Here is a 20,170-nt window from a genome sequence, read left to right on the forward strand (position 1 = left end):
AAATAAATAAAGGAGAAAACAGAATGGAAAAAGTGAAATTAGATACAATAGAAGAGGCTATCGAAGACTTCAAAGCCGGTAATTTTGTGATTGTAGTGGATGATGAAGACCGTGAAAATGAGGGTGACTTGATTATCGCTGCGGAAAAGATAACCCCTGAAAAGGTGAACTTCATGCTGAAACATGCACGAGGAGTACTTTGTGCACCGATTACTGTATCCCGTTGTAAAGAGCTGGATTTACCTCATCAGGTAAGTGACAACACTTCTGTATTGGGCACACCTTTTACAGTGACTATCGATAAACTGGAAGGCTGCACTACCGGAGTTTCTGCTGCTGACCGTGCGGCTACCATACGGGCATTGGCCGATCCGGCTTCTACACCTGCAACGTTCGGACGTCCGGGACATATCAATCCGTTGTATGCCCAGGAGAAAGGTGTTCTGCGTCGTGCCGGACATACGGAAGCTACGATTGACATGGCTCGTATGGCAGGTTTGTATCCTGCAGGTGCCCTTATGGAAATCATGACCGAGGACGGTGGCATGGCGCGTCTGCCTGAGTTGAGAAAGATGGCTGATGAATTTAATCTGAAGCTGATCTCTATTCGTGATATGATTGCCTATCGCCTGAAACAAGAATCCATTGTGGAAGAAGGCGTAGAAGTAGATATGCCCACTGAACATGGACATTTCCGTTTGATCCCGTTCCGTCAGAAATCCAATGGCTTGGAACATGTGGCTTTGTTTAGAGGTACATGGGATCAGGATGAACCGATTTTGGTGCGTGTACACTCTTCTTGTGCTACAGGAGATATCTTTGGCTCTAAGCGTTGTGATTGCGGTGAGCAACTGCACAAAGCTATGGAAATGATTGATAAAGCCGGTAAGGGAGTGGTTGTTTATCTGAACCAGGAAGGTCGTGGTATCGGTCTGATGGAAAAGATGAAAGCCTATAAATTGCAGGAAGACGGTTTGGATACGGTAGATGCCAATATTTGCCTGGGACATTTGGCTGATGAACGTGACTATGGTGTAGGTGCTCAGATTCTGCGTGAACTGGGAGTACACAAAATGAGACTGATGACGAATAATCCGGTGAAACGTGTCGGGTTGGAGGCTTACGGTCTGGAAATTACAGAGATTGTTCCTATCGAAACAACTCCGAATCCATACAACGAACGTTATCTGCGTACTAAGAAAGAACGCATGGGGCACATGTTACATTTTAATAAGTAATTTGCTGTTTTGTTTTCTAATATCAAAGAAAATAGCTTAATTTGCAGCCAAATTTATGCAACAACCATAAAATAGATAGAAAAATGAATCAATTATCAGATCGTTTGAACAGTTTGTCGCCGTCGGCGACGCTGGCTATGTCGCAAAAGAGCGCCGAGTTGAAAGCGCAAGGCGTTGACGTAATTAACCTGAGTGTGGGAGAGCCTGACTTTAATACTCCTGATCACATCAAAGAGGCTGCGAAAAAAGCGATAGACGACAACTTCTCTCGCTATTCTCCTGTTCCGGGATACCCGGCTTTGCGCAATGCAATCGTGGAGAAACTGAAAAAGGAAAACGGTCTGGAATATACAGCCGCACAAATTTCATGTGCCAATGGTGCTAAGCAATCAGTCTGCAATGCAGTGCTGGTACTGGTGAACCCGGGTGATGAAGTTATTGTGCCCGCTCCATATTGGGTAAGTTATCCGGAAATGGTGAAACTGGCTGAAGGTACTCCGGTTATTGTTACTGCCGGTATCGAACAGGATTTCAAGATTACTCCTGCACAGTTGGAAGCTGCTATCACTCCGAAGACTAAGGCTCTGATTCTTTGTTCTCCTTCTAACCCGACCGGTTCAGTTTATACTCAGGAAGAGTTGAAAGGCTTGGCTGACGTACTGGCAAAACATCCTCAAGTAATCGTAATTGCTGATGAGATTTATGAGCATATCAACTATATCGGTAAGCACCAGAGTATTGCCCAATTCCCTGAAATGAAAGATCGTACGGTAATCGTAAACGGTGTTTCTAAGGCGTATGCTATGACAGGTTGGCGTATTGGTTTTATTGCCGGACCGGAATGGCTTGTAAAAGCCTGTAACAAGTTGCAAGGTCAATATACTTCAGGTCCTTGCTCTGTATCCCAGAAAGCTGCTGAGGCTGCTTACACAGGAACACAGGCTCCAGTAGAAGAAATGCGTAAAGCTTTCGAGCGTCGTCGTGATTTGATTGTGAAGTTGGCGAAGGAAGTTCCGGGATTCGAAGTGAATGTACCGCAGGGTGCTTTCTATCTGTTTCCGAAATGTGATTCTTTCTTTGGTAAGTCTGTTGGTGACCGTAAGATTGGCGACTCGGATGATTTGGCAATGTATCTGTTGGAGGTTGCCCACGTTGCATGTGTGGGTGGTGCTTCATTCGGTGCACCTGAGTGTATCCGCATGAGCTATGCAACCAGTGATGAGAATATTGTAGAAGCTATCCGTCGTATCAAGGCAGCATTGGCTGAACTGAAATAAGAGAAAGTATATAAATGAGAAAGCCCGGCTTCAGTTATGGAACCGGGCTTTTCTTTGTCTTTGAGTGTTGTTATTATTCTGCCGGGTGAATTGCTTCAGACGGACAAACATCAGCACAGGTACCACAATCTGTGCAAGTTTCAGGGTCGATAGAGTAGATATCACCTTCAGAGATAGCTCCTACCGGACATTCGTCAATACAAGTACCACAAGCAACACAACTGTCATTAATTACGTAAGCCATTTTCTTCAAATTTTAAATTATTAGTACTAATTAGTTCGGCAAAAATAGCGGTTTTCTTGATTAGTTGTTACCAATCATGTTTAAATTCCCTTAATTTGTACCTTGTCTAAATAATAAAGAAGAGAAAATGGGTGTACATGTGCAATAAAATGTCACTTTCACCGTTTTAGGGTTGTGAAGCGCATTTGTCTGATAATCCTTACTTTACTCCTTGCTTTCGGTGCTTCGGCACAGAAGCGGAAGGTGCAAAATCGCCCGTATATCGACCAGCGAAAGTGGCACTATGGCTTTTTAGCAGGCATTCATGTGCAAGACTATAAATTGGTGAATACGGGCTATGTGACGGAAGATGGCCAGACTTGGTTTGCAGATGTTCCTGAGTATTCTCCCGGATTTACGGTGGGGGTATTGGGCGAACTGTATCTGAATACTTTCCTTTCCCTACGTTTTATTCCAACACTGCATTTTGGAGATAAGAAAGTCGTATTCCGCGAACAAGCCAGCAGTGAAGAGTATTCCCAATCCATGAAGTCTGCCTACCTTTCGGTTCCGATAGATTTAAAATTTGCTGCTGAGCGTTTCAATAACTACCGGCCCTATGTGGTGGCAGGTATTGCTCCTACTTACGACTTCAGTGTGAAGAAACAGGGAGCCTTATTGGTAAAGCCTTTTGATTGCTATGTGGAAGTGGGTCTGGGATGCGATTTTTACTTACCCTATTTCAAGTTAATACCCGAGCTGAAATTTTGTTTCGGTCTGGCAAATCTGATTAAGAAAGAACGTAAGGACCTTACAGATCAATCGTTATTGAAGTTTACACAATCTGTTGATAAAATCACTTCACGTATGATAGTGCTCACTTTCTACTTTGAGTAGGCGCTATTCCTTATAGGAAATGGTAAATGTAATAGGGGTGCCTTCTTCTTCTTCGCTTATTACGAAACTCCCACCAAAGTGCTCGAATAGCAACTGATTAATCTTAAGTCGTATGGAGACTTGTTGAGATGAAAATGCAGGATCTGCTAACGGACTATTGATAATATGGAAGATCAGCAATTCATTTCTTTCATCCCTTTCCAGTCTCATCTTTACTTCGCGGTCGGTATCATTGGGCACAGGATAGAGTAACATATTTATCACTGCCTGATTGAAGCGATTGGCATCCATTCTGAGTACCTGCCTTTCCACATCCGTTTCCAGTTGGGCGTGGATATGTCCGTCGCTATTCATCCGGGCCATACCTACCAGGTCGCTGCACATTTCCCGTATCTCGCATTCCTGTATCTGGAACTTCATCATTTTGGCTTCCAGCCGTGAGAGATCGAGTACATCGTTTACCAACTGAATCAGTTCGGTAGAATTGGTCTGGATAATTTCGGAATACTCCTGTTTTTCCTTTTCATCCAGTCCCATATCCGTAGAGAGCAGTTGAGAAAATCCCACGACATTGTTTAGCGGAATACGGATGTTATAACTCATATTCGCAAGGAAGCGGCTTTTTACCTCATTGGCTTCTTCTGCAACCTGATTCAACCGGGCGGCTTCTTTGGCATCTCTTTGTAATCGTTTCCGACTGAGATACATGTTGACTACAAAAGTAATAAGAGCCAGTAGGGCTGTTCCTATTACAGCCAAAAAGATTATATGGATTTTAGCACGCCATTGCTCTCTTTGCAGCAGAAGTTTGTCCATGTCATATAAACTTTGTATCTGTTCCATTTGTGTGTGCGACAGATTTCTATAGAGTGAGTCCTTGTCGCGCATCACTTTTTTATAGATGTCAAGAGATTCGTTTGCCCGTCCCATATCTACCAATATATCTGCCTTCATGGCAGTGTACAAGATAACATCTGGGAAAGACATTTGCTTTACCAAGCGAATCGCATCATCCAGATATTCCAGGGATTTCTTGTAATCTTTTAGCGAACGGTGATATTCTGCATAGGCTTGCAAGCGGGAGATCTGATAAGGCAGGAAAGTGTTGGGAGTATAATACTCATCTACTTTCTGCAAGTGTTCCCATGCTTTCTCCATATCCTTTGTGCGGATATAGTAAAGGGCATATTGGGTTTCTATCCCCATGTATAATGCGGAATATGCGTTTTGTAGTGCAGGATTAGCAGTTATCAGTTCGTTTATGGCTGTTTGCATCTGTTCCAGAGAAGAGAACATCTTGTCATTTTCGTGCAGGAACGAATAAACCAGAATAGCTTTGGACAGTAAACTGATCTTGTCCATCGGACTATCCTGCGTACTCATCAGTTGGAAAGCTTCCTCTAATGCTTGTATTCCTTCTTCATAGCGTAGTGTAGCTATGTAACTGGTCATCAGACAGAGACATGCTTCTCGCATACCATTTCGGTCGTTTAGCTTCTTAGCTTTCTCGTACATGATGTTTGCTTCATAGATGGCAAATTCTATCTGCTGGTTGATCGTGTACATTTCTATCTGCAACTTCTTGGCTTTGAAGTAGTCATTGTAATAGTTATGCTTCTCTGCCAGATTTTCCATTTTGCCCATCCATTGCGTGACGCGCACCAAGTCCAGTTTGTTGAAGAAGTAGATGATATGTTCGTAGGTGGCAAGACTCTGATATCGCAGATTGTTCTGCGCGGTAGCTTCTTGCAACAATTTGTTTTCATAATAAAGGAATACCGGTGTCTGCTGGTCCAACCGGGCAATATCATGCAGCACGTCCAACCGGGTAGAATCGTGTGGAGCAGAGACATAAATGCGCAACAGGCTGTCTTTTACAACAGTACTTCCAGCATTGGCTGATAATAAGCCGGAACTAAAAGCCAGACATAGTATGATCCACCGCTTCATCATGATTAATCCTCCTTCTTTGAGTTATTGCGTGTCTGGTGTATTGGATGTGTGAAAACGAAACGGGAGCCTCCTGTATAATCCGGGTCAATCCATATTTTGCCACCGATATGCTCAATAATTAACTGACAGATAGATAAGCCAAGTCCACTTCCTTGCGCATTTTCATCCAGTTTTTCAAAACGCTGGAATATGCTTGCCTGTTTTTCTTTCGGAATACCGCAACCGGTATCTGTTACAGAGAACAAAGCCATCTCTTCCGATTGCTTTTCCAATTTTAGCGTGATACTACCGTCAGGGGTAAATTTGGTTGCATTGATCAGCAGATTTATCAGCACTTGCTGCAGACGAGAGTCATCTGTTTCAATGTATAATTCTTCCAGTGATGTTTCAAACAATAATTCTGCTTGAGTTTGTTTTACTTTACCTACGGTGTCGGTTACATTCCGGCAAGTTGCCACAGCATCATGTTCGGCTATGCTGAATTGCATTTTTCCAAATTCCAGACTCGACAAGTCGATCACATCATTAATCAATTTCAGCAGAAGTTCGGAGTTCTGTTGGATGATGTCGGTACATTGTCTCCGGGTAGAGTCATCTAAGCCCTCTTCCGTCAGTAATGCAGAAAAGCCAGACAGAGCATTGAGAGGAGTTCGTATCTCGTGACTCATATTTGATAAGAATATACTCTTGGCACGTGTTGCATTTTCAGCATTATGACGCAATTGTTCCAGAGTTTCCGTAGACATTACTACTACTTTCTTCTGTCTTCTAAGCCAGATGGCAAGCATAGAGATGAAAGTCAGTAATCCTAATCCGATGAAGATAAGAACAACAACCATCTTGTTCTGCTGTGCCTTGTTTTCCAGTTCTATCTCATCAACCTGATAAGTAGCTTTCAGGGCATTAATCTGCCGGATATAGCTTTTTGATGCAAGGGTATCAGTAACACTGTATAGTTCCTTATAAATCTGGCAGGCTTTATCAAAGTGCCCCAGCAGTTTATATAAATAGATCTTTTCCGCACAAATCCAGCGGTACTCCAGCGAGCGTTTATTATTGGATACCACTTCCAGAAGCTGGTTATAAAGTGCCAAGGCTTCATCAGCCTTCTCTTTGTCGTGGTAATCGGCAGCCAATGCGCGATAACAGGCAGCAGTGTAATAGTTGATGGAAAACTCATGGGCTATTTCATGAGTATGGTTTTTGTAAATCGAGTCTGCCTGGTGCAGATACTGGAGTGCAGTATCCTGATCTCCCGATGAGATGTAATAAGTTGCATTTTCTATAAGTATGGGGATGGCAAGCGGATGTTCCGGATTCTGTTCAAGAAGCGGATTCAGCTTCTCTACATATTCCATGGCCTCTTCCAGGCGATTCATTTGTTGTAGTTGCGTGGAGATTTTCACCAATAACCGGTAGGTTTGCGGGTTGTTTTCGGGCAGGTAACGCAGTGCATCCATATAAGAGCTCAAGGCTTTATCCTGTATGTTGGAGGCCGAATAAGCCTGTCCGATAGCCTGGTTGGAAAGAGCGATACCGAAATTGGATTTTATATCTTTAGCATATTCGTACATTAATCGTGCCCGGTCTATTGCCAGACTGAGGTCTCCTCGCATGATATATGCATTCACTTCCCACAGAACTAAAGTGAAGTAAGCTTCTTCTGTTTTGGGAGATTTCAGTGTGGGAGCCAGTTCATCGGTCCATGATATAATGCTGTCTATCGGTATGTTGGCATCATAAGGAACCTCTTTGGTTATGAGAGATTGCAAAGCAGTCAGACGTTCTTTGTCTGTACTGGTGGCGTGTGTTCCTGCTGCAAAAGAGAAGAGCAAAAAGCCTGTTACTGCTGATATTATCGCAATTTTTCTCAAAGTAAAAGATATGTTTTTGTTAGTTCATCCGCAAATGTAATGATAAAACTAAAAAAACAAAAGTATTTGTTGGATAAAAACTGCAATTACTTAATTATAATCATCAATAAAGCTCTAAACCGAATTCTTCTTTCAATTGCATTAAGGCATTATTCTTTTGTGCCATCAACTGGAATTTCTCCACACGGCTGTATGCGCGCACTTTTTCAGTAGGGGCACTGACGCGGACAGTCATCGTTGCTTTGCTGTTTTTCAGTCGTTTGCGTAAGTAGCCTTGCAGGGTAGGGATCAGGTCTGTGAATTCTTTGGCTGCAATATCATTTTCCACTACGGCCTCAAATGTAGTTGCATTCAGCATTGTCAGGCGAATAACCTGCATACGCTTGGCAAGGGCGGTTTGCTCTTGGGGCAAGCGTCCGGCGTACTCCTGCCAATAGTAGTTGACATCCTTTTCATTGAAGATAAAATCTTCTTCAGGCTGTGCATTTTGCTGTACTGCTGATGCTGCAGCTTGTTTTTTTTCTTCTTCTTCACCCCGTGGATGCTTGATTGAGACTCCTAAACCAGACATCTTCATAACAGGGATTTTCTTTTCCTCTTTTCCTTGTGCCATTAATACGGCAGTAGGAGTGGGGCGCATGGCAACTGTTTGCGAACCAAAAGGCTGTTGGACTTGCGGAGATGCAGGGGTAGCTTGGGCTGCAGGAGCTTGTTGCACCGGCTGGGATTGTGCCGGAGTGGCAGTTACTGTTTGCGGTTGGGGCATAGCATGTGCGGCCTGTGGCTGCTGAGCGGCGGCAGGCTGCGAGAATATGGGTTTGATAGATTGTTTAGGGCCACGCCCACCACTGACCTCGTCCCCCTCGGCGGTAAGCTGGGCAATCTGTATCAGAGTCAGTTCCACCAGTAACCGCTTATTTTTACTGGCGCGGTAATTTAAATCGCAATCATTACAAAGTTTCATAGCGCGATACAGGAAAGGCAGCGGACATTTCTGTGCCTGTGCCTGGTAGCGCTCCCGGATGCTGGCACCCACTTCAAGTAGTGACAGGGTGGCGGGATCTTTGCTCACAAGTAAATCACGGAAGTGGGATGACAATCCTGTTACGAAATGGCTGGCATCGAAACCTTTATTCAGCACATCATTCAGTAACAGCAATGCATCGCTGATCTGGTTTGCCAGAAAATGATCCGTCAAGCGAAAATAATATTCGTAGTCCAGTACATTCAGGTTCTCAATTACACTTTTGTAACTGATGTGCCCACCGGTGAAGCTGACTACCTGGTCGAAAATAGACAAAGCATCACGCATGCCGCCGTCAGCTTTCAGTGCAATGACATTCAAGGCTTCCGGTTCGGCAGTAATTCCTTCTTTTGAAGCAACATATGCCAGATGGGCAACCGTATCATCCACATTGATGCGGTTAAAGTCATATATCTGGCAACGGGACAAGATAGTAGGCAGAATCTTGTGCTTTTCTGTAGTTGCCAGGATAAAGATGGCATGACGGGGTGGTTCTTCCAGTGTTTTCAGGAAAGCGTTGAAAGCCGAAGCGGACAACATGTGTACCTCGTCGATGATATATACTTTATATTTTCCTATCTGGGGCGGAATACGCACCTGTTCCACCAGTTGGCGGATATCGTCAACGGAGTTGTTGGATGCGGCATCCAGTTCATGGATGTTGTATGACCGCTGTTCGTTGAACGCTGTACACGATTCACATTGGTTGCACGCTTCACCTTCTGCAGTAGGACTCATACAGTTGATGGTCTTGGCGAAGATGCGGGCGCAAGTAGTCTTTCCCACACCGCGCGGACCGCAGAACAGGTAGGCATGTGCCAGTTTGCCGGTAGCGATGGCATTTTTCAGCGTAGTGGTCAGGGCACGTTGTCCCACTACCGACTCAAAGGTCGTAGGGCGATATTTTCGTGCCGATACGATATAATTTTCCATGATTTGGGATATTCTTGTCCATTACAATTTGTGCAAATGTACATAAAAAAAAGGAATTTCTCAGTTATTCCTCTTATCTTTGTAGGCGAAGAATCCCCTCCCGGTTTCTTTTTAATTATTAATTCTTTAATTATTAATTTGTTTATCAATGGATAAATTAGCGACACTTTGGGCTTTTGTCCGCAGGCGTAAATACTTGATTACGTTTGCTGCATTTGTAGTGGTTGTAGGTTTTCTGGATGAAAACAGCATCGTGCGCCGTATGGGTTATGCGAATGAAATCAGTCGCCTGAATTCTGAGATTGAGAAATACCGGGCAGAATATGAAGAGAATACAGAACGGCTGAACGAACTGGCTGTAGATTCCGGTGCCATCGAGCGTATTGCGCGTGAGAAGTACCTGATGAAGAAACCGAATGAGGATATTTACGTATTTGAAGAAGACATCGAAAAATGAAATCCCTGATACCTGCTTTGTTTACTGTAGGCGCTTTGATGGTACTGTTTGGTGCTACCGTCTACATCACCGGCTGGGAGGTTGCTCCCTATGTTTATACAATCGGTGCTACTATGGTGGCATTGGCCCAGATCAATTCTCCTTCCAAGAGTAGTAGGGCCAATGTAAAACGCCTCCGCCGCCAACAGATTTTCGGTGCGTTGCTATTGGTGCTCACCGGCGCATTCATGTTCTTCACTCACGGAAATGAGTGGATTGTGTGTCTGACGGTTGCCGCCATACTTGAGCTATACACTGCTATCCGTATTCCACAGGAGGAGGCTAAAGAATAATATATTAAAAAGTAAATCCCACTCCAATATAGTATCCCAGCTTCTTGGACTGATTCGAATAGTTAAGTTCCGCTTCGATGGGTCCTATAATACTGTTGTAGCAATATCCTATGCTGCCTCCCGCCAATCCATGGGTATTTGTTCCACCAAACAGATTTTCTATTTTGTTGGCTGTCCGTCCGTAACTGCCCCGCACTACGATGTACTGGTTCTTGTAAGTTCGTGCTCTGACTCCCAACATCCCCGTCAGCATAGCATCCGGACTTATTTCGATGTGATTGATACCCGTGAAAGGAATTTGTTGTTCCATGTATCTTCCCGGTACATTTCCACCTACAAAGTTCGATATCGCCAGCGATTGCGTATTTTTTCCAACTACCCTGCCATATACCGACGGCATGATGGTAAATACCCGGTTCGGTGAGAAATATCCGCTCCAATGTGTCTGAAATACCGATACGGGACTACCCGAACCGTAAGCTATCATGTTATCCGTATAGAGCCTGTACGATGCTTCCCATTCCATTCCCTGCGTGGAGAACCGTTGGTTATTCAGACTATTGTACATGACACTGACCTGATAACTGAGCAAAGCCTTGTCACTTGATTTGGTAATAGAGGCGTCCGGTCCCGACGGCCAGTCGTGATAATTATACTTCTCGAAATGAATACCTGCCTTGACGAGTAACCAGCACCAGCTTTTCGTAAATCCTATCCAAGCCATGTGATGCACATAAGTCAGATTCATCAGCCGGTCACCTTCTTTATAAAGATTGAAGTCATTATATCCTATCTGATATCCTGTACTGAGGTCCCAATTATTGCGTAGTGAGTACGTGTACTCCAGTTGTCCGAAAGTCCGCTTGCCCAGACGGGTAGTGGCGCTTAGTTGCGATTTCTTCTGTTTTCCGAGATATGCCCTTGCATTCAGTAACAATACGGCTAACTCTTCATTATCAAATCTGCCTCCTATATTTATAGTGTTCACCGGCTTTTCATGCGGAGTAATTTGTGCTACGGAGGGGATCGTATCCAGCATGGTGCGCGTTGGTATTTTGAAAGGACCGGGATATTCTGCGCGATACTCCGTGCCGATACCTATTTCTTTTTTCAGTGCAATCAGTTTTTCCCAATCTTTCATGGCGGCCTCTTTGCCCCTGCGCATCAATGTGTCCAATGCTTCAGAGTTGAAACTTGCTGCCGAGTATCCATCCACATCTACCTGTATGTGTATGTTACTATCCTTTACATTTTTTCTGTAGCTTTCTTCCCCCACCAGGTTTATAATTTGTCCCAGCACGCTCGAGAGGCTTGTCAGCTCATCCGCTTTCATTAATGGATTCTGTACATCGACTCCGATAATAATTTCCGCTCCCATTTGCCGGGCTATATCTACGGGGTAATTATCTATCAGTCCACCGTCTACCAGCACCTTGCCATTGAGATAAACCGGGGCAAATACCCCCGGAATAGACATGCTGGCACGCATTGCAGTGGCCAGTATACCGTTGTGGAAAACGACCTTGCTGCCATTTACTATGTTGTCCGATACGCAAGCGAATGGGATGGGGAGCCGGTTGAAGGAGATAGAGTCATGATAACCCACTGTCAATTCGGAAAGCAACTGTGATATGTTTCTTCCTTTTATAATCCCTGCATCGGATACATGCGCTGATTTTCCGGCAATCGGAACAGAGAGCAAGTACTGTTCTTCCTTTAGCTTTTCGCTCAGCAATGTAGTTTCCGGATCGGGGGTATCAGACAGCAGAAACTTCCAGTTTTGTGCATTGACAATGCTATCCAATTGCTGTGGGGTGTAGCCGATAGAGTATAGTCCGCCGACGAGGGCTCCCATACTGGTACCTACTACATAATCTATCGGTATTCCGGCTTCTTCTATCACTTTCAGCGCTCCGATGTGCGCCACGCCTTTGGCGCCACCGCCACTCAGTACTACTCCGACTTTTTTGCGGTTCTGCGCTCCGAGCGTACAGGCGGAAAGCAGGGCAATTATTAATAAGGACAAAGATTTATATTTCATAATTGGTGATTTGTTACTAATCGTTCAGATAAGTAACAAATAAAGTAGGCAAATAGATTTATATTACCACCTTATCACTCCTTTATTCCTTTCTTTTCCATAATGAATCTCACCCTTCCCTCTCACTCCTATACCGTATCGGTGATGTTCCCAAATGCCCCTTCACATACTTCCCGAAAAAGGATTGATTCGGGAAGTTGAATTCTTCTGCAATTTCTTTGATGGATTTATCCGAATGTTTCAGCCGGTATTTGATGTGCTCTATGGCAGTCTCATTTATCAGGTCCAGTGGAGCCCTGCCGCACGCTTGCTTAATGACCTTTGAAAAATGCTTGGGCGTATAGCAAAGTGCATCGGCAAAGTAAGTCACAGAACGATGCATACCATTATCTTTCGACAGTAATTCCATGAATTTCCGTAGAATATGGTCAGCCTGCTTGATGCCTTCTTTCGAAAACGCTTTCTCTGAGTCGGCAATTTCCTTGTTGAGATAACCCAGCATCTCGCAGAAAAGAGCAGAAAACAGATGTTGTACTACTGCTTTGTGGTAACAATGAGGCTCATCATTAATCTTTGCCATAATTAGCTCTCCGTAGTATTTAAAAATGCTGTTATCATTCTCTCTGCTAATAGATTTTATCGGATTGTTGTGGATATGAATGGCGGTATCCCATGTGTCTTTTTCTACCTTGAGGATACGTTGCAGGAAACGGGTGGAGAACCCCGCAAGCCTTATCTTATATTTAGGACTCATCATCGTATGTCCGATAATGGTGTTAGGGAGACCCAGTAGTAAATCGCCCGGTTGCAATTGGTAAGTCTTATTGTTGATGTCCAGTTGAATGCATCCTTCTATGCAGACGGCAATGAGGAAACATTCCAGTCTGACTATCTCATTACTATAAGGTATTCCATCCAGACTGTTCACTATCGCGAAGTCATCGTCTAAATAGTCAAGAATATGCTGACTGTTCTTAAAGTCTTCAATGGTAACGGTCTTAATGTTCTCTTTTTCCATATTATTTCCTTTTTTCTTTTTGCAAAGTTGGTGAATTATGAGGAAAACAGGATGTCCTATAAGCCTTTAATTTTGTCCTATATGTTGCTTATTGATAATTAGTTAGCATTGAAAATGGTAAATAACGAAAATGGAACATTCTTGGGGGAAAATTGGTCACTATACCCTTGTTCCTTTCTCCTACATTTGTCCCAGTTTTAACAAATGACAATTAAGAGAAAGTATGATTACAGTGAACAAAAAATGGTTACGGCTGATAGGGATTGTCGGTTGTACAGTGTGGATGGCATCTTGTAAGCAGGCAACAGATGCGGGAGTGAAACCTTCTTATGCAACTATGAAAGTAGAAGTGGCGGATAAGGAGCTTTCCACCTCATATTCGGCTACTATTCGCGGGCGGCAGGATATCGACATCTATCCGCAGGTATCGGGTACTATCGAAAAACTTTGTGTAACCGAAGGGCAGACAGTGCGTCGCGGACAATTACTTTTCGTTATCGATCAGATTCCGTACAGAGCTGCGCTCAAAACTGCCACCGCCAACGTAGAGGCTGCACGTGCTGCAATGGCTACCGCCGAACTCACCTACAAGAGTAACAAAGAACTGTATGCGCAAAAAGTAGTTTCAGAGTTCAGCCTGAAAACGGCTGAGAATACATTCCTCACCGCCAAAGCACAATTGACGCAGGCCGAGGCACAGGAAACAAATGCCCGCAACAACCTCTCCTATACTGAAGTGAAAAGTCCCAGTGACGGAGTGGTGGGTGCATTGCCCTATCGTGCAGGTGCATTGGTAAGTGCCAACATACCTTATCCGTTGACTACGGTTAGTGATAACTCGGATATGTATGTCTATTTCTCCATGAACGAAAATCAGTTGTTGGCTCTTACCCGCCAGTACGGCAGCATGGACGAAGCATTGAAGAACATGCCGGAAGTGGAATTGGTATTGAATGATAATTCGGTATATAATAAGAAAGGTATAATAGAATCCATCAGCGGAGTTATCGACCGCCAGACAGGTACTGTAATGGCGCGTGTAGTATTTCCTAATGAATCACGCCTGCTTCATAGCGGAGCGTCCGGTACGGTAGTGGTACCGAGCATTTATAAAGATTGTATTGCCATTCCGCAGGGAGCCACAGTGCAGATGCAGGATAAAGTTGTAGTATATAAGGTAGTGGATGGTAAAGCCGTCTCTACGCTGGTCACAGTATCCGGCATCAGCGACGGGCGCGAATATGTGGTGCTGAGCGGACTGAACCCCGGTGATGAAATCGTATCAGAAGGTGCCGGGTTGATGCGTGAGGGTACGCAAGTTAAATAAGGAGGAGATTAAATTATGAAAGGAAACATATTTATAAAGCGGCCGGTGATGGCTATATCCATCTCCGTGCTGATTCTGGTCATAGGGCTTATTTCGCTCCTTACGCTGCCGGTAGAGCAGTATCCTGACATTGCGCCTCCTACGGTATATGTAAGCGCCCAATATACGGGTGCCGATGCTGAGGCAGTGATGAACAGTGTTATCATGCCGTTGGAAGAAAGTATCAATGGTGTGGAGAATATGATGTATATCACTTCCACAGCTTCCAATTCCGGTCTGGCTATTATACAGGTTTACTTCAAACAAGGCACCGACCCCGACATGGCGGCGGTAAATGTACAGAACCGTGTGGCCAAGGCACAGGGATTGCTGCCCGCCGAGGTAACTAAAATCGGTGTAAGCACGCAGAAACGTCAGACTAGCTTCCTACAGATCGGTGCTATGGTCTGCAACGATGGACGTTACGATCAGACCTTCCTTGCCAACTATCTGGATATTAACGTACTTCCCCAGATCAAACGTATCGAAGGGGTAGGAGACGTTATGGAGTTGGGTGATACCTATAGTATGCGTATCTGGCTGAAGCCGGAGCGGATGGCACAATACAGCCTGGTTCCCTCGGACATAACGGCCGTGTTGGGCGAACAGAACATTGAAGCTCCTACCGGTTCGTTGGGCGAAAGTTCCAAGAATGTGTTCCAGTTTACTATGAAATACCGCGGTCGGTTGAAGAGCGTGGAAGAATTTCAGAATACGGTGATCCGTTCGCAGAGCGACGGCTCTGTGCTCCGCCTGAAAGACGTGGCCGATGTGCAACTGGGCACGATGACCTATAGTTTCCGTAGTGAAATGGATAGTAAACCTGCCGTTCTCTACATGGTATTCCAGACGGCAGGTTCCAATGCAACCGCAGTGAATAAAGAAATCACCGCCCAGATGAAGCAAATGGAAAAGAATCTTCCGGAGGGAACGGAATTCATCACGATGATGAGTTCGAACGACTTTCTTTTCGCTTCTATCCATAATGTGGTGGAAACACTGATTATTGCTATCCTTCTGGTTATTCTGGTGGTGTACTTCTTCTTGCAGGATCTCAAAAGTACGCTCATTCCGTCCATCTCCATCATCGTGTCGCTGGTGGGTACATTCGCCTGCCTGGTGGCTGCCGGATTCAGTCTCAACATCCTGACGCTGTTTGCATTGGTGCTTGCCATCGGTACGGTGGTGGATGATGCCATTGTGGTGGTGGAAGCGGTGCAATCCAAGTTCGATGCCGGATATAAATCGGCTTATCTCGCTACCAAAGATGCGATGGGAGATGTAACGATGGCTATCGTTTCCTGTACCTGTGTGTTCATGGCTGTGTTTATTCCTGTGACGTTCATGGGTGGAACTTCCGGTGTGTTCTATACACAGTTTGGTATCACGATGGCAACTGCCGTAGGTATCTCTATGATTTCGGCTCTGACGTTGTGTCCGGCTCTGTGTGCCATCATGATGCGCCCGTCGGACGGAACCAAGAGCGCCAAGAGTATCAACGGCCGGGTGCGTGCAGCTTACAATGCTTCATTCAATGCCGTGCTGGGTAAATATAAGAAAGGTGTGATGTACTTCATCCGTCACCGCTGGATGGTGTGGACCTCATTGATAGCTGCTGTTGTGTTGCTGGTTTATCTGATGAGTACTACTAAGACAGGGCTTGTTCCGCAGGAAGACCAGGGCGTCATCATGGTGAACGTCAGCATCTCTCCGGGAAGCACGCTCGATGAAACAACGAGAGTAATGGACAAGCTGGAAAGTATTCTTCAGGATACGCCCGAAATAGAACATTATGCCCGCGTAGCAGGCTATGGGCTTATATCCGGCCAAGGAACTTCTTACGGTACCATTATTGTCCGTCTGAAGGACTGGAGCGAGCGAAAAGGAAAAGATCATAGTTCGGATGCGGTGGTTGCCCGCCTCAATGGGCAGTTCTACGGTATCAAGGAAGCACAAGTATTCAGTTTCCAGCCGGGTATGATTCCGGGTTATGGTATGGGTAACTCTATCGAGCTGAACCTTCAGGACAGGACCGGTGGCGATATGGCAACGTTCTACCAGGCGGTAATAGACTATTTGGGTGCCTTGAACCAGCGTCCCGAAGTAGATATGGCTTATACCGCTTACGCCATTAACTTCCCGCAGGTATCGGTAGAAGTCGATGCAGCCAAATGTAAGCGTGCAGGAATTTCTCCGGGTGCAGTGCTCGATGCATTGGGCAGCTACTGTGGTGGTGCATACATTTCCAACTATAACCAGTTTGGTAAAGTGTATCGTGTGATGATGCAGGCTTCACCTGAGTATCGCCTGGACGAGCAGTCACTGGACAACATGTTTGTACGCAATGGCGCAGAAATGGCTCCGGTAAGCCAGTTCGTGACACTGAAGAAAGTGTTGGGGCCGGAAACTACCAACCGTTTCAACCTCTACAGCTCCATTGCAGCCAATGTGAACCCTGCCGAAGGTTACTCTTCGGGTGAAGTGCAAAAGGCTATCGAAGAAGTGGCTGAACAGGTTCTGCCTACGGGCTACGGATATGAATACGGAGGTATGGCTCGTGAAGAAGCAAGTACCGGTGGCGGACAGACGATTTTCATCTATGCCATTTGTGTATTCCTGATCTATCTGATTCTGGCATGTCTTTACGAGAGTTTTCTGGTACCGTTTGCCGTTATCTTCTCCGTTCCGTTCGGGTTGATGGGATCGTTCCTCTTTGCCAAGTTCCTCGGACTTGAAAACAACATCTATCTGCAAACGGGTGTGATTATGTTGATCGGTCTGCTGGCCAAGACGGCTATCCTGATTACGGAATATGCCATAGAGCGTCGCCGTAAGGGTATGGGTATTGTGGAATCTGCTTACTCTGCCGCACAAGTCCGTCTGCGTCCTATCCTGATGACGGTACTGACGATGATCTTCGGTATGCTTCCGTTGATGTTCTCTTCCGGTGCAGGTGCCAATGGTAACAGTTCACTGGGTACGGGTGTTGTAGGCGGTATGCTTGTCGGAACGCTGGCTCTGCTCTTCGTGGTACCTGTGTTCTACATCATCTTCGAGTTCCTGCAGGAAAAAATCCGTCCGCCGATGGAAGAAGAAGCAGACGTGCAGGTGTTGCTTGAAAAGGAGAAGAGTGAAGCTGAACGAAGTAGTAAATAAATGAAAGGAGGAATGATGTATCAAGGTGAAATATTCTGGATAGAGCAGGTGGTGGCATATTGCATTGCCTTGATTCTATGGTGCATTATTGATAAGATCAATTCCCGGAAACATATTAAAGATACTGAAGAATGAAAAAACAAATCATCACATTAGCTGTCACCGGCCTGTTGCTGAGCGGTTGTGGCATCTATACCAAATACGAGCCCGTTACTTCTGTCCCCGACCAGCTTTATGGTGGGGAAGTAGTGGCCGAAGACACTGCCAGTCTGGGTAATATGGATTGGCGGGAGCTCTTTACCGATCCTCATTTGCAATCCCTCATCGAGCAGGGATTGCAGAATAACACCGACTATCAGTCTGCCGAGCTTCGCGTAGAAGAGGCACAGGCCACGCTGATGTCTGCCAAGCTTGCTTTCCTGCCTGCTTTTGCTCTTGCTCCGCAGGGCACTGTGAGCAGCTTCGATACGCATAAGGCTACACAGGCTTATTCACTGCCCGTTACCGCCAGTTGGGAACTGGATGTTTTCGGCCGTATGCGCAATGCCAAGAAGCAGTCCAAGGTATTGTATGCCCAGAGCCAGGACTACCGCCAGGCTGTGCGTACCCAATTGATTGCAGGAATAGCCAATACTTACTATACGCTGTTGATGCTGGACGAGCAACTCGCCATCTCCCGGCAGACGGAAGAGGCATGGAAAGAAACCGTGGCATCTACCCGCGCCCTGATGAACGCCGGAATGGCGAATGAATCGGCCGTATCGCAGATGGAAGCTACTTACTATCAGGTACAAGGCTCTGTGCTCGACTTGCAGAAGCAGATCAGCCAGACCGAGAACAGTCTTGCCCTTTTGCTTGCCGAAACACCCCGTCACTACGAACGTGGCAGCTTGCAGCAGCAGCAATTCCCCGCCGACTTCTCGGTAGGTATTCCTGTGCAGATGCTTTCCGGCCGACCGGATGTCCGTAGTGCCGAACGTTCGCTCGAGGCAGCATTCTATGGTACGAATCAGGCTCGTTCTGCTTTCTATCCTTCCATTACTTTAAGTGGAAATGCCGGTTGGACGAACTCGGCAGGAAGCATGATTCTCAATCCGGGCAAGTTTCTGGCATCTGCTGTAGCTTCATTGACGCAGCCGCTTTTCAATCGGGGGCAGGTTGTGGCTCAATACCGCATTGCCCGTGCACGGCAGGAAGAGGCTGCACTTGGTTTCCAGCAGAGCTTGCTCAATGCAGGTAGTGAGGTGAACGATGCCTTGACGGCTTACCAGACCAGCCAGGGGAAGAAACTACTGTTGGATAAACAGGTTGCTTCTCTGCAAACTGCCCTGAAAAGTACTTCTTTGCTGATGGAACATGGTAACACCACCTATCTGGAAGTGCTTACGGCCCGGCAGACTTTGCTAAGTGCGCAACTGTCGCAAACTGCCAATCATTTTACCGAAATACAAAGCTTAATTAATCTGTTCCAAGCATTGGGAGGAGGACAAGACTAAATCTCTGTATTATACTCTCTTTCTGTTACATTACTTCTATGAAAGAAGAGTCGCCCGGAAGGTGTTCCGTGGCGGCTCTTTGTGTTTTGATGTTTATCCGATAAAATTACGATCTATCTGCTATTGTCCTATTTTAAATATTTATATAAAGAAGGTTTATACATATACACGTACCTTATTATCTATCTTTCCTTTTTTTATTGTCAGTGTTTTGCAAGGTGAAAAAACTGAGTATAAAATCCTGCGAAATTACGATATTCCGGTGAAGTATTACTAATTTTGTATTCGATATGTTATCATATTATAAATAAACAATTTTCAAATAGTACAATTATGGCTAAAAAAATCCTATTGAGGATGTGAAGCTTTTCCGCGGGAAAGGTTTTCATGTTGTTTTTGAGAAAGAGAGTGAAGAATTGCATCGCGCAATGGAGTGTTTGTCGCAGTGTCACAGTTGTTTACGTGTGGAGTATGAAGAGCGCGTACTTTTCTTGATTCCATTTGTACATCTGCTTGTCAGCCGGAATGGGGGAGAAGGATTGCATGGAGCCCGCTTGCTTGCTAATACTTTACATCTGCTTATAAACTTCATGGATGCGGACGGTAGTGGTAATGTGTTGAATGTCAAAAGCATTGAAGATGAACTGTATAAGTTGTATTCTGAACTTTATCCAAAGGAGTGATTTCTTCTTCTTCTTTTGACTTTCAAATAGGGTAAAAACGGCTTTTTTCGCGAAAAGCCGTTTTTGGTATATTGGTGTATATATCGGATCTTTGCAGAGTCAAAAAGATAAATTATTTAAAACAGAATTAAGCAGAAATGAATAAGCACTTTTACCTTAAACATGAGATTATGGCTTTCAATGATCCCCGCATCCAGAACAT

General features: G+C 45.1%; 15 protein-coding genes. 9 read left to right on the forward strand and 6 right to left on the reverse strand.

Annotated features, from left to right (window positions below):
- Nucleotides 1-23: 23 nt before the first annotated feature.
- The gene (locus tag BWI44_RS17810; RefSeq protein WP_138291077.1) at nt 24-1,238 is read left to right on the forward strand and encodes a bifunctional 3,4-dihydroxy-2-butanone-4-phosphate synthase/GTP cyclohydrolase II; all 1,215 of its coding nucleotides are present in this window, start codon (nt 24-26) and stop codon (nt 1,236-1,238) included.
- An 83-nt stretch (nt 1,239-1,321) separates the two neighbouring features.
- On the forward strand, nt 1,322-2,515 hold the full coding sequence (locus BWI44_RS17815; RefSeq protein ID WP_022394054.1) for a pyridoxal phosphate-dependent aminotransferase: 1,194 nt from the start codon (nt 1,322-1,324) through the stop codon (nt 2,513-2,515).
- Between the two features lie 73 nt (nt 2,516-2,588).
- Here the strand turns inward: BWI44_RS17815 and fdxA are convergent, their stop codons facing one another.
- Nucleotides 2,589-2,759 carry a 4Fe-4S ferredoxin gene (gene fdxA / locus BWI44_RS17820; protein WP_007660223.1) on the reverse strand — a complete coding sequence of 57 codons (171 nt, stop codon included), beginning with the start codon at nt 2,757-2,759 and terminating at the stop codon, nt 2,589-2,591.
- 174 nt (nt 2,760-2,933) lie between these two features.
- Between fdxA and porT the strand changes: the two genes are divergently transcribed.
- Nucleotides 2,934-3,635 carry a type IX secretion/gliding motility protein PorT/SprT gene (gene porT, locus BWI44_RS17825; RefSeq protein ID WP_195208838.1) on the forward strand — a complete coding sequence of 234 codons (702 nt, stop codon included), beginning with the start codon at nt 2,934-2,936 and terminating at the stop codon, nt 3,633-3,635.
- Nucleotides 3,636-3,638: 3 nt separating this feature from the next.
- Here porT and BWI44_RS17830 read toward each other — a convergent pair whose 3' ends face one another.
- The 3 genes from BWI44_RS17830 to BWI44_RS17840 all read right to left on the reverse strand — a co-directional run bounded on the left by BWI44_RS17830 (nt 3,639) and on the right by BWI44_RS17840 (nt 9,419).
- Nucleotides 3,639-5,588, reverse strand: coding sequence for a sensor histidine kinase (locus tag BWI44_RS17830; RefSeq protein WP_195208839.1), 1,950 nt, complete (start codon nt 5,586-5,588; stop codon nt 3,639-3,641).
- A 2-nt stretch (nt 5,589-5,590) separates the two neighbouring features.
- Nucleotides 5,591-7,462: a tetratricopeptide repeat-containing sensor histidine kinase gene (locus BWI44_RS17835; RefSeq protein ID WP_195208840.1), complete on the reverse strand. Its 1,872-nt coding sequence runs from the start codon at nt 7,460-7,462 to the stop codon at nt 5,591-5,593.
- Nucleotides 7,463-7,565: 103 nt separating this feature from the next.
- Nucleotides 7,566-9,419 (reverse strand): DNA polymerase III subunit gamma/tau, encoded by a 1,854-nt coding sequence (locus BWI44_RS17840; protein ID WP_195208841.1) that lies wholly within the window; start codon nt 9,417-9,419, stop codon nt 7,566-7,568.
- 148 nt (nt 9,420-9,567) lie between these two features.
- Between BWI44_RS17840 and BWI44_RS17845 the strand changes: the two genes are divergently transcribed.
- Both BWI44_RS17845 and BWI44_RS17850 read left to right on the forward strand, forming a co-directional pair.
- A complete protein-coding gene (locus BWI44_RS17845) occupies nt 9,568-9,876 on the forward strand; it encodes an FtsB family cell division protein (protein ID WP_007660215.1) in 309 nt (102 codons plus the stop codon).
- The gene (locus BWI44_RS17850) at nt 9,873-10,208 is read left to right on the forward strand and encodes a hypothetical protein (protein WP_195208842.1); all 336 of its coding nucleotides are present in this window, start codon (nt 9,873-9,875) and stop codon (nt 10,206-10,208) included. The genes BWI44_RS17845 and BWI44_RS17850 overlap by 4 nt, the downstream gene beginning before the upstream one ends.
- Nucleotides 10,209-10,212: 4 nt before the next feature.
- On the opposite strand, the gene BWI44_RS17855 is transcribed toward BWI44_RS17850, so the two are convergent.
- Both BWI44_RS17855 and BWI44_RS17860 read right to left on the reverse strand, forming a co-directional pair.
- Complete coding sequence (locus BWI44_RS17855; RefSeq protein ID WP_138291081.1) at nt 10,213-12,249, reverse strand: patatin-like phospholipase family protein; 2,037 nt, start codon at nt 12,247-12,249, stop codon at nt 10,213-10,215.
- Between the two features lie 109 nt (nt 12,250-12,358).
- On the reverse strand, nt 12,359-13,267 hold the full coding sequence (locus BWI44_RS17860; protein WP_007660211.1) for an AraC family transcriptional regulator: 909 nt from the start codon (nt 13,265-13,267) through the stop codon (nt 12,359-12,361).
- Nucleotides 13,268-13,490: 223 nt separating this feature from the next.
- On the opposite strand from BWI44_RS17860, the gene BWI44_RS17865 reads away from it, so the two are divergent.
- The 4 genes from BWI44_RS17865 (at nt 13,491) to BWI44_RS17880 (ending at nt 19,968) form a co-directional block, all read left to right on the forward strand.
- Nucleotides 13,491-14,594 carry an efflux RND transporter periplasmic adaptor subunit gene (locus BWI44_RS17865; RefSeq protein ID WP_007660210.1) on the forward strand — a complete coding sequence of 368 codons (1,104 nt, stop codon included), beginning with the start codon at nt 13,491-13,493 and terminating at the stop codon, nt 14,592-14,594.
- A 15-nt stretch (nt 14,595-14,609) separates the two neighbouring features.
- A complete protein-coding gene (locus tag BWI44_RS17870; protein ID WP_195208843.1) occupies nt 14,610-17,789 on the forward strand; it encodes an efflux RND transporter permease subunit in 3,180 nt (1,059 codons plus the stop codon).
- 131 nt (nt 17,790-17,920) lie between these two features.
- Nucleotides 17,921-19,285, forward strand: coding sequence for a TolC family protein (locus BWI44_RS17875; protein WP_195208844.1), 1,365 nt, complete (start codon nt 17,921-17,923; stop codon nt 19,283-19,285).
- A 359-nt stretch (nt 19,286-19,644) separates the two neighbouring features.
- On the forward strand, nt 19,645-19,968 hold the full coding sequence (locus tag BWI44_RS17880) for a hypothetical protein (protein ID WP_195208845.1): 324 nt from the start codon (nt 19,645-19,647) through the stop codon (nt 19,966-19,968).
- Nucleotides 19,969-20,170: the final 202 nt, after the last annotated feature.

The organism is Bacteroides sp. Phil13 (assembly GCF_001940965.1).
Lineage (GTDB): Bacteria > Bacteroidota > Bacteroidia > Bacteroidales > Bacteroidaceae > Bacteroides > Bacteroides intestinalis.

Coding starts and splice junctions, on each gene's coding strand:
- BWI44_RS17810 (WP_138291077.1), top strand. CDS start 24: ATGGAAAAAGTGAAATTAGATACAATAGAAGAGGCTATCGAAGACTTC.
- BWI44_RS17815 (WP_022394054.1), top strand. CDS start 1,322: ATGAATCAATTATCAGATCGTTTGAACAGTTTGTCGCCGTCGGCGACG.
- fdxA (WP_007660223.1), bottom strand. CDS start 2,759: ATGGCTTACGTAATTAATGACAGTTGTGTTGCTTGTGGTACTTGTATT.
- BWI44_RS17830 (WP_195208839.1), bottom strand. CDS start 5,588: ATGATGAAGCGGTGGATCATACTATGTCTGGCTTTTAGTTCCGGCTTA.
- BWI44_RS17840 (WP_195208841.1), bottom strand. CDS start 9,419: ATGGAAAATTATATCGTATCGGCACGAAAATATCGCCCTACGACCTTT.
- BWI44_RS17845 (WP_007660215.1), top strand. CDS start 9,568: ATGGATAAATTAGCGACACTTTGGGCTTTTGTCCGCAGGCGTAAATAC.
- BWI44_RS17850 (WP_195208842.1), top strand. CDS start 9,873: ATGAAATCCCTGATACCTGCTTTGTTTACTGTAGGCGCTTTGATGGTA.
- BWI44_RS17855 (WP_138291081.1), bottom strand. CDS start 12,249: ATGAAATATAAATCTTTGTCCTTATTAATAATTGCCCTGCTTTCCGCC.
- BWI44_RS17860 (WP_007660211.1), bottom strand. CDS start 13,267: ATGGAAAAAGAGAACATTAAGACCGTTACCATTGAAGACTTTAAGAAC.
- BWI44_RS17865 (WP_007660210.1), top strand. CDS start 13,491: ATGATTACAGTGAACAAAAAATGGTTACGGCTGATAGGGATTGTCGGT.
- BWI44_RS17870 (WP_195208843.1), top strand. CDS start 14,610: ATGAAAGGAAACATATTTATAAAGCGGCCGGTGATGGCTATATCCATC.
- BWI44_RS17875 (WP_195208844.1), top strand. CDS start 17,921: ATGAAAAAACAAATCATCACATTAGCTGTCACCGGCCTGTTGCTGAGC.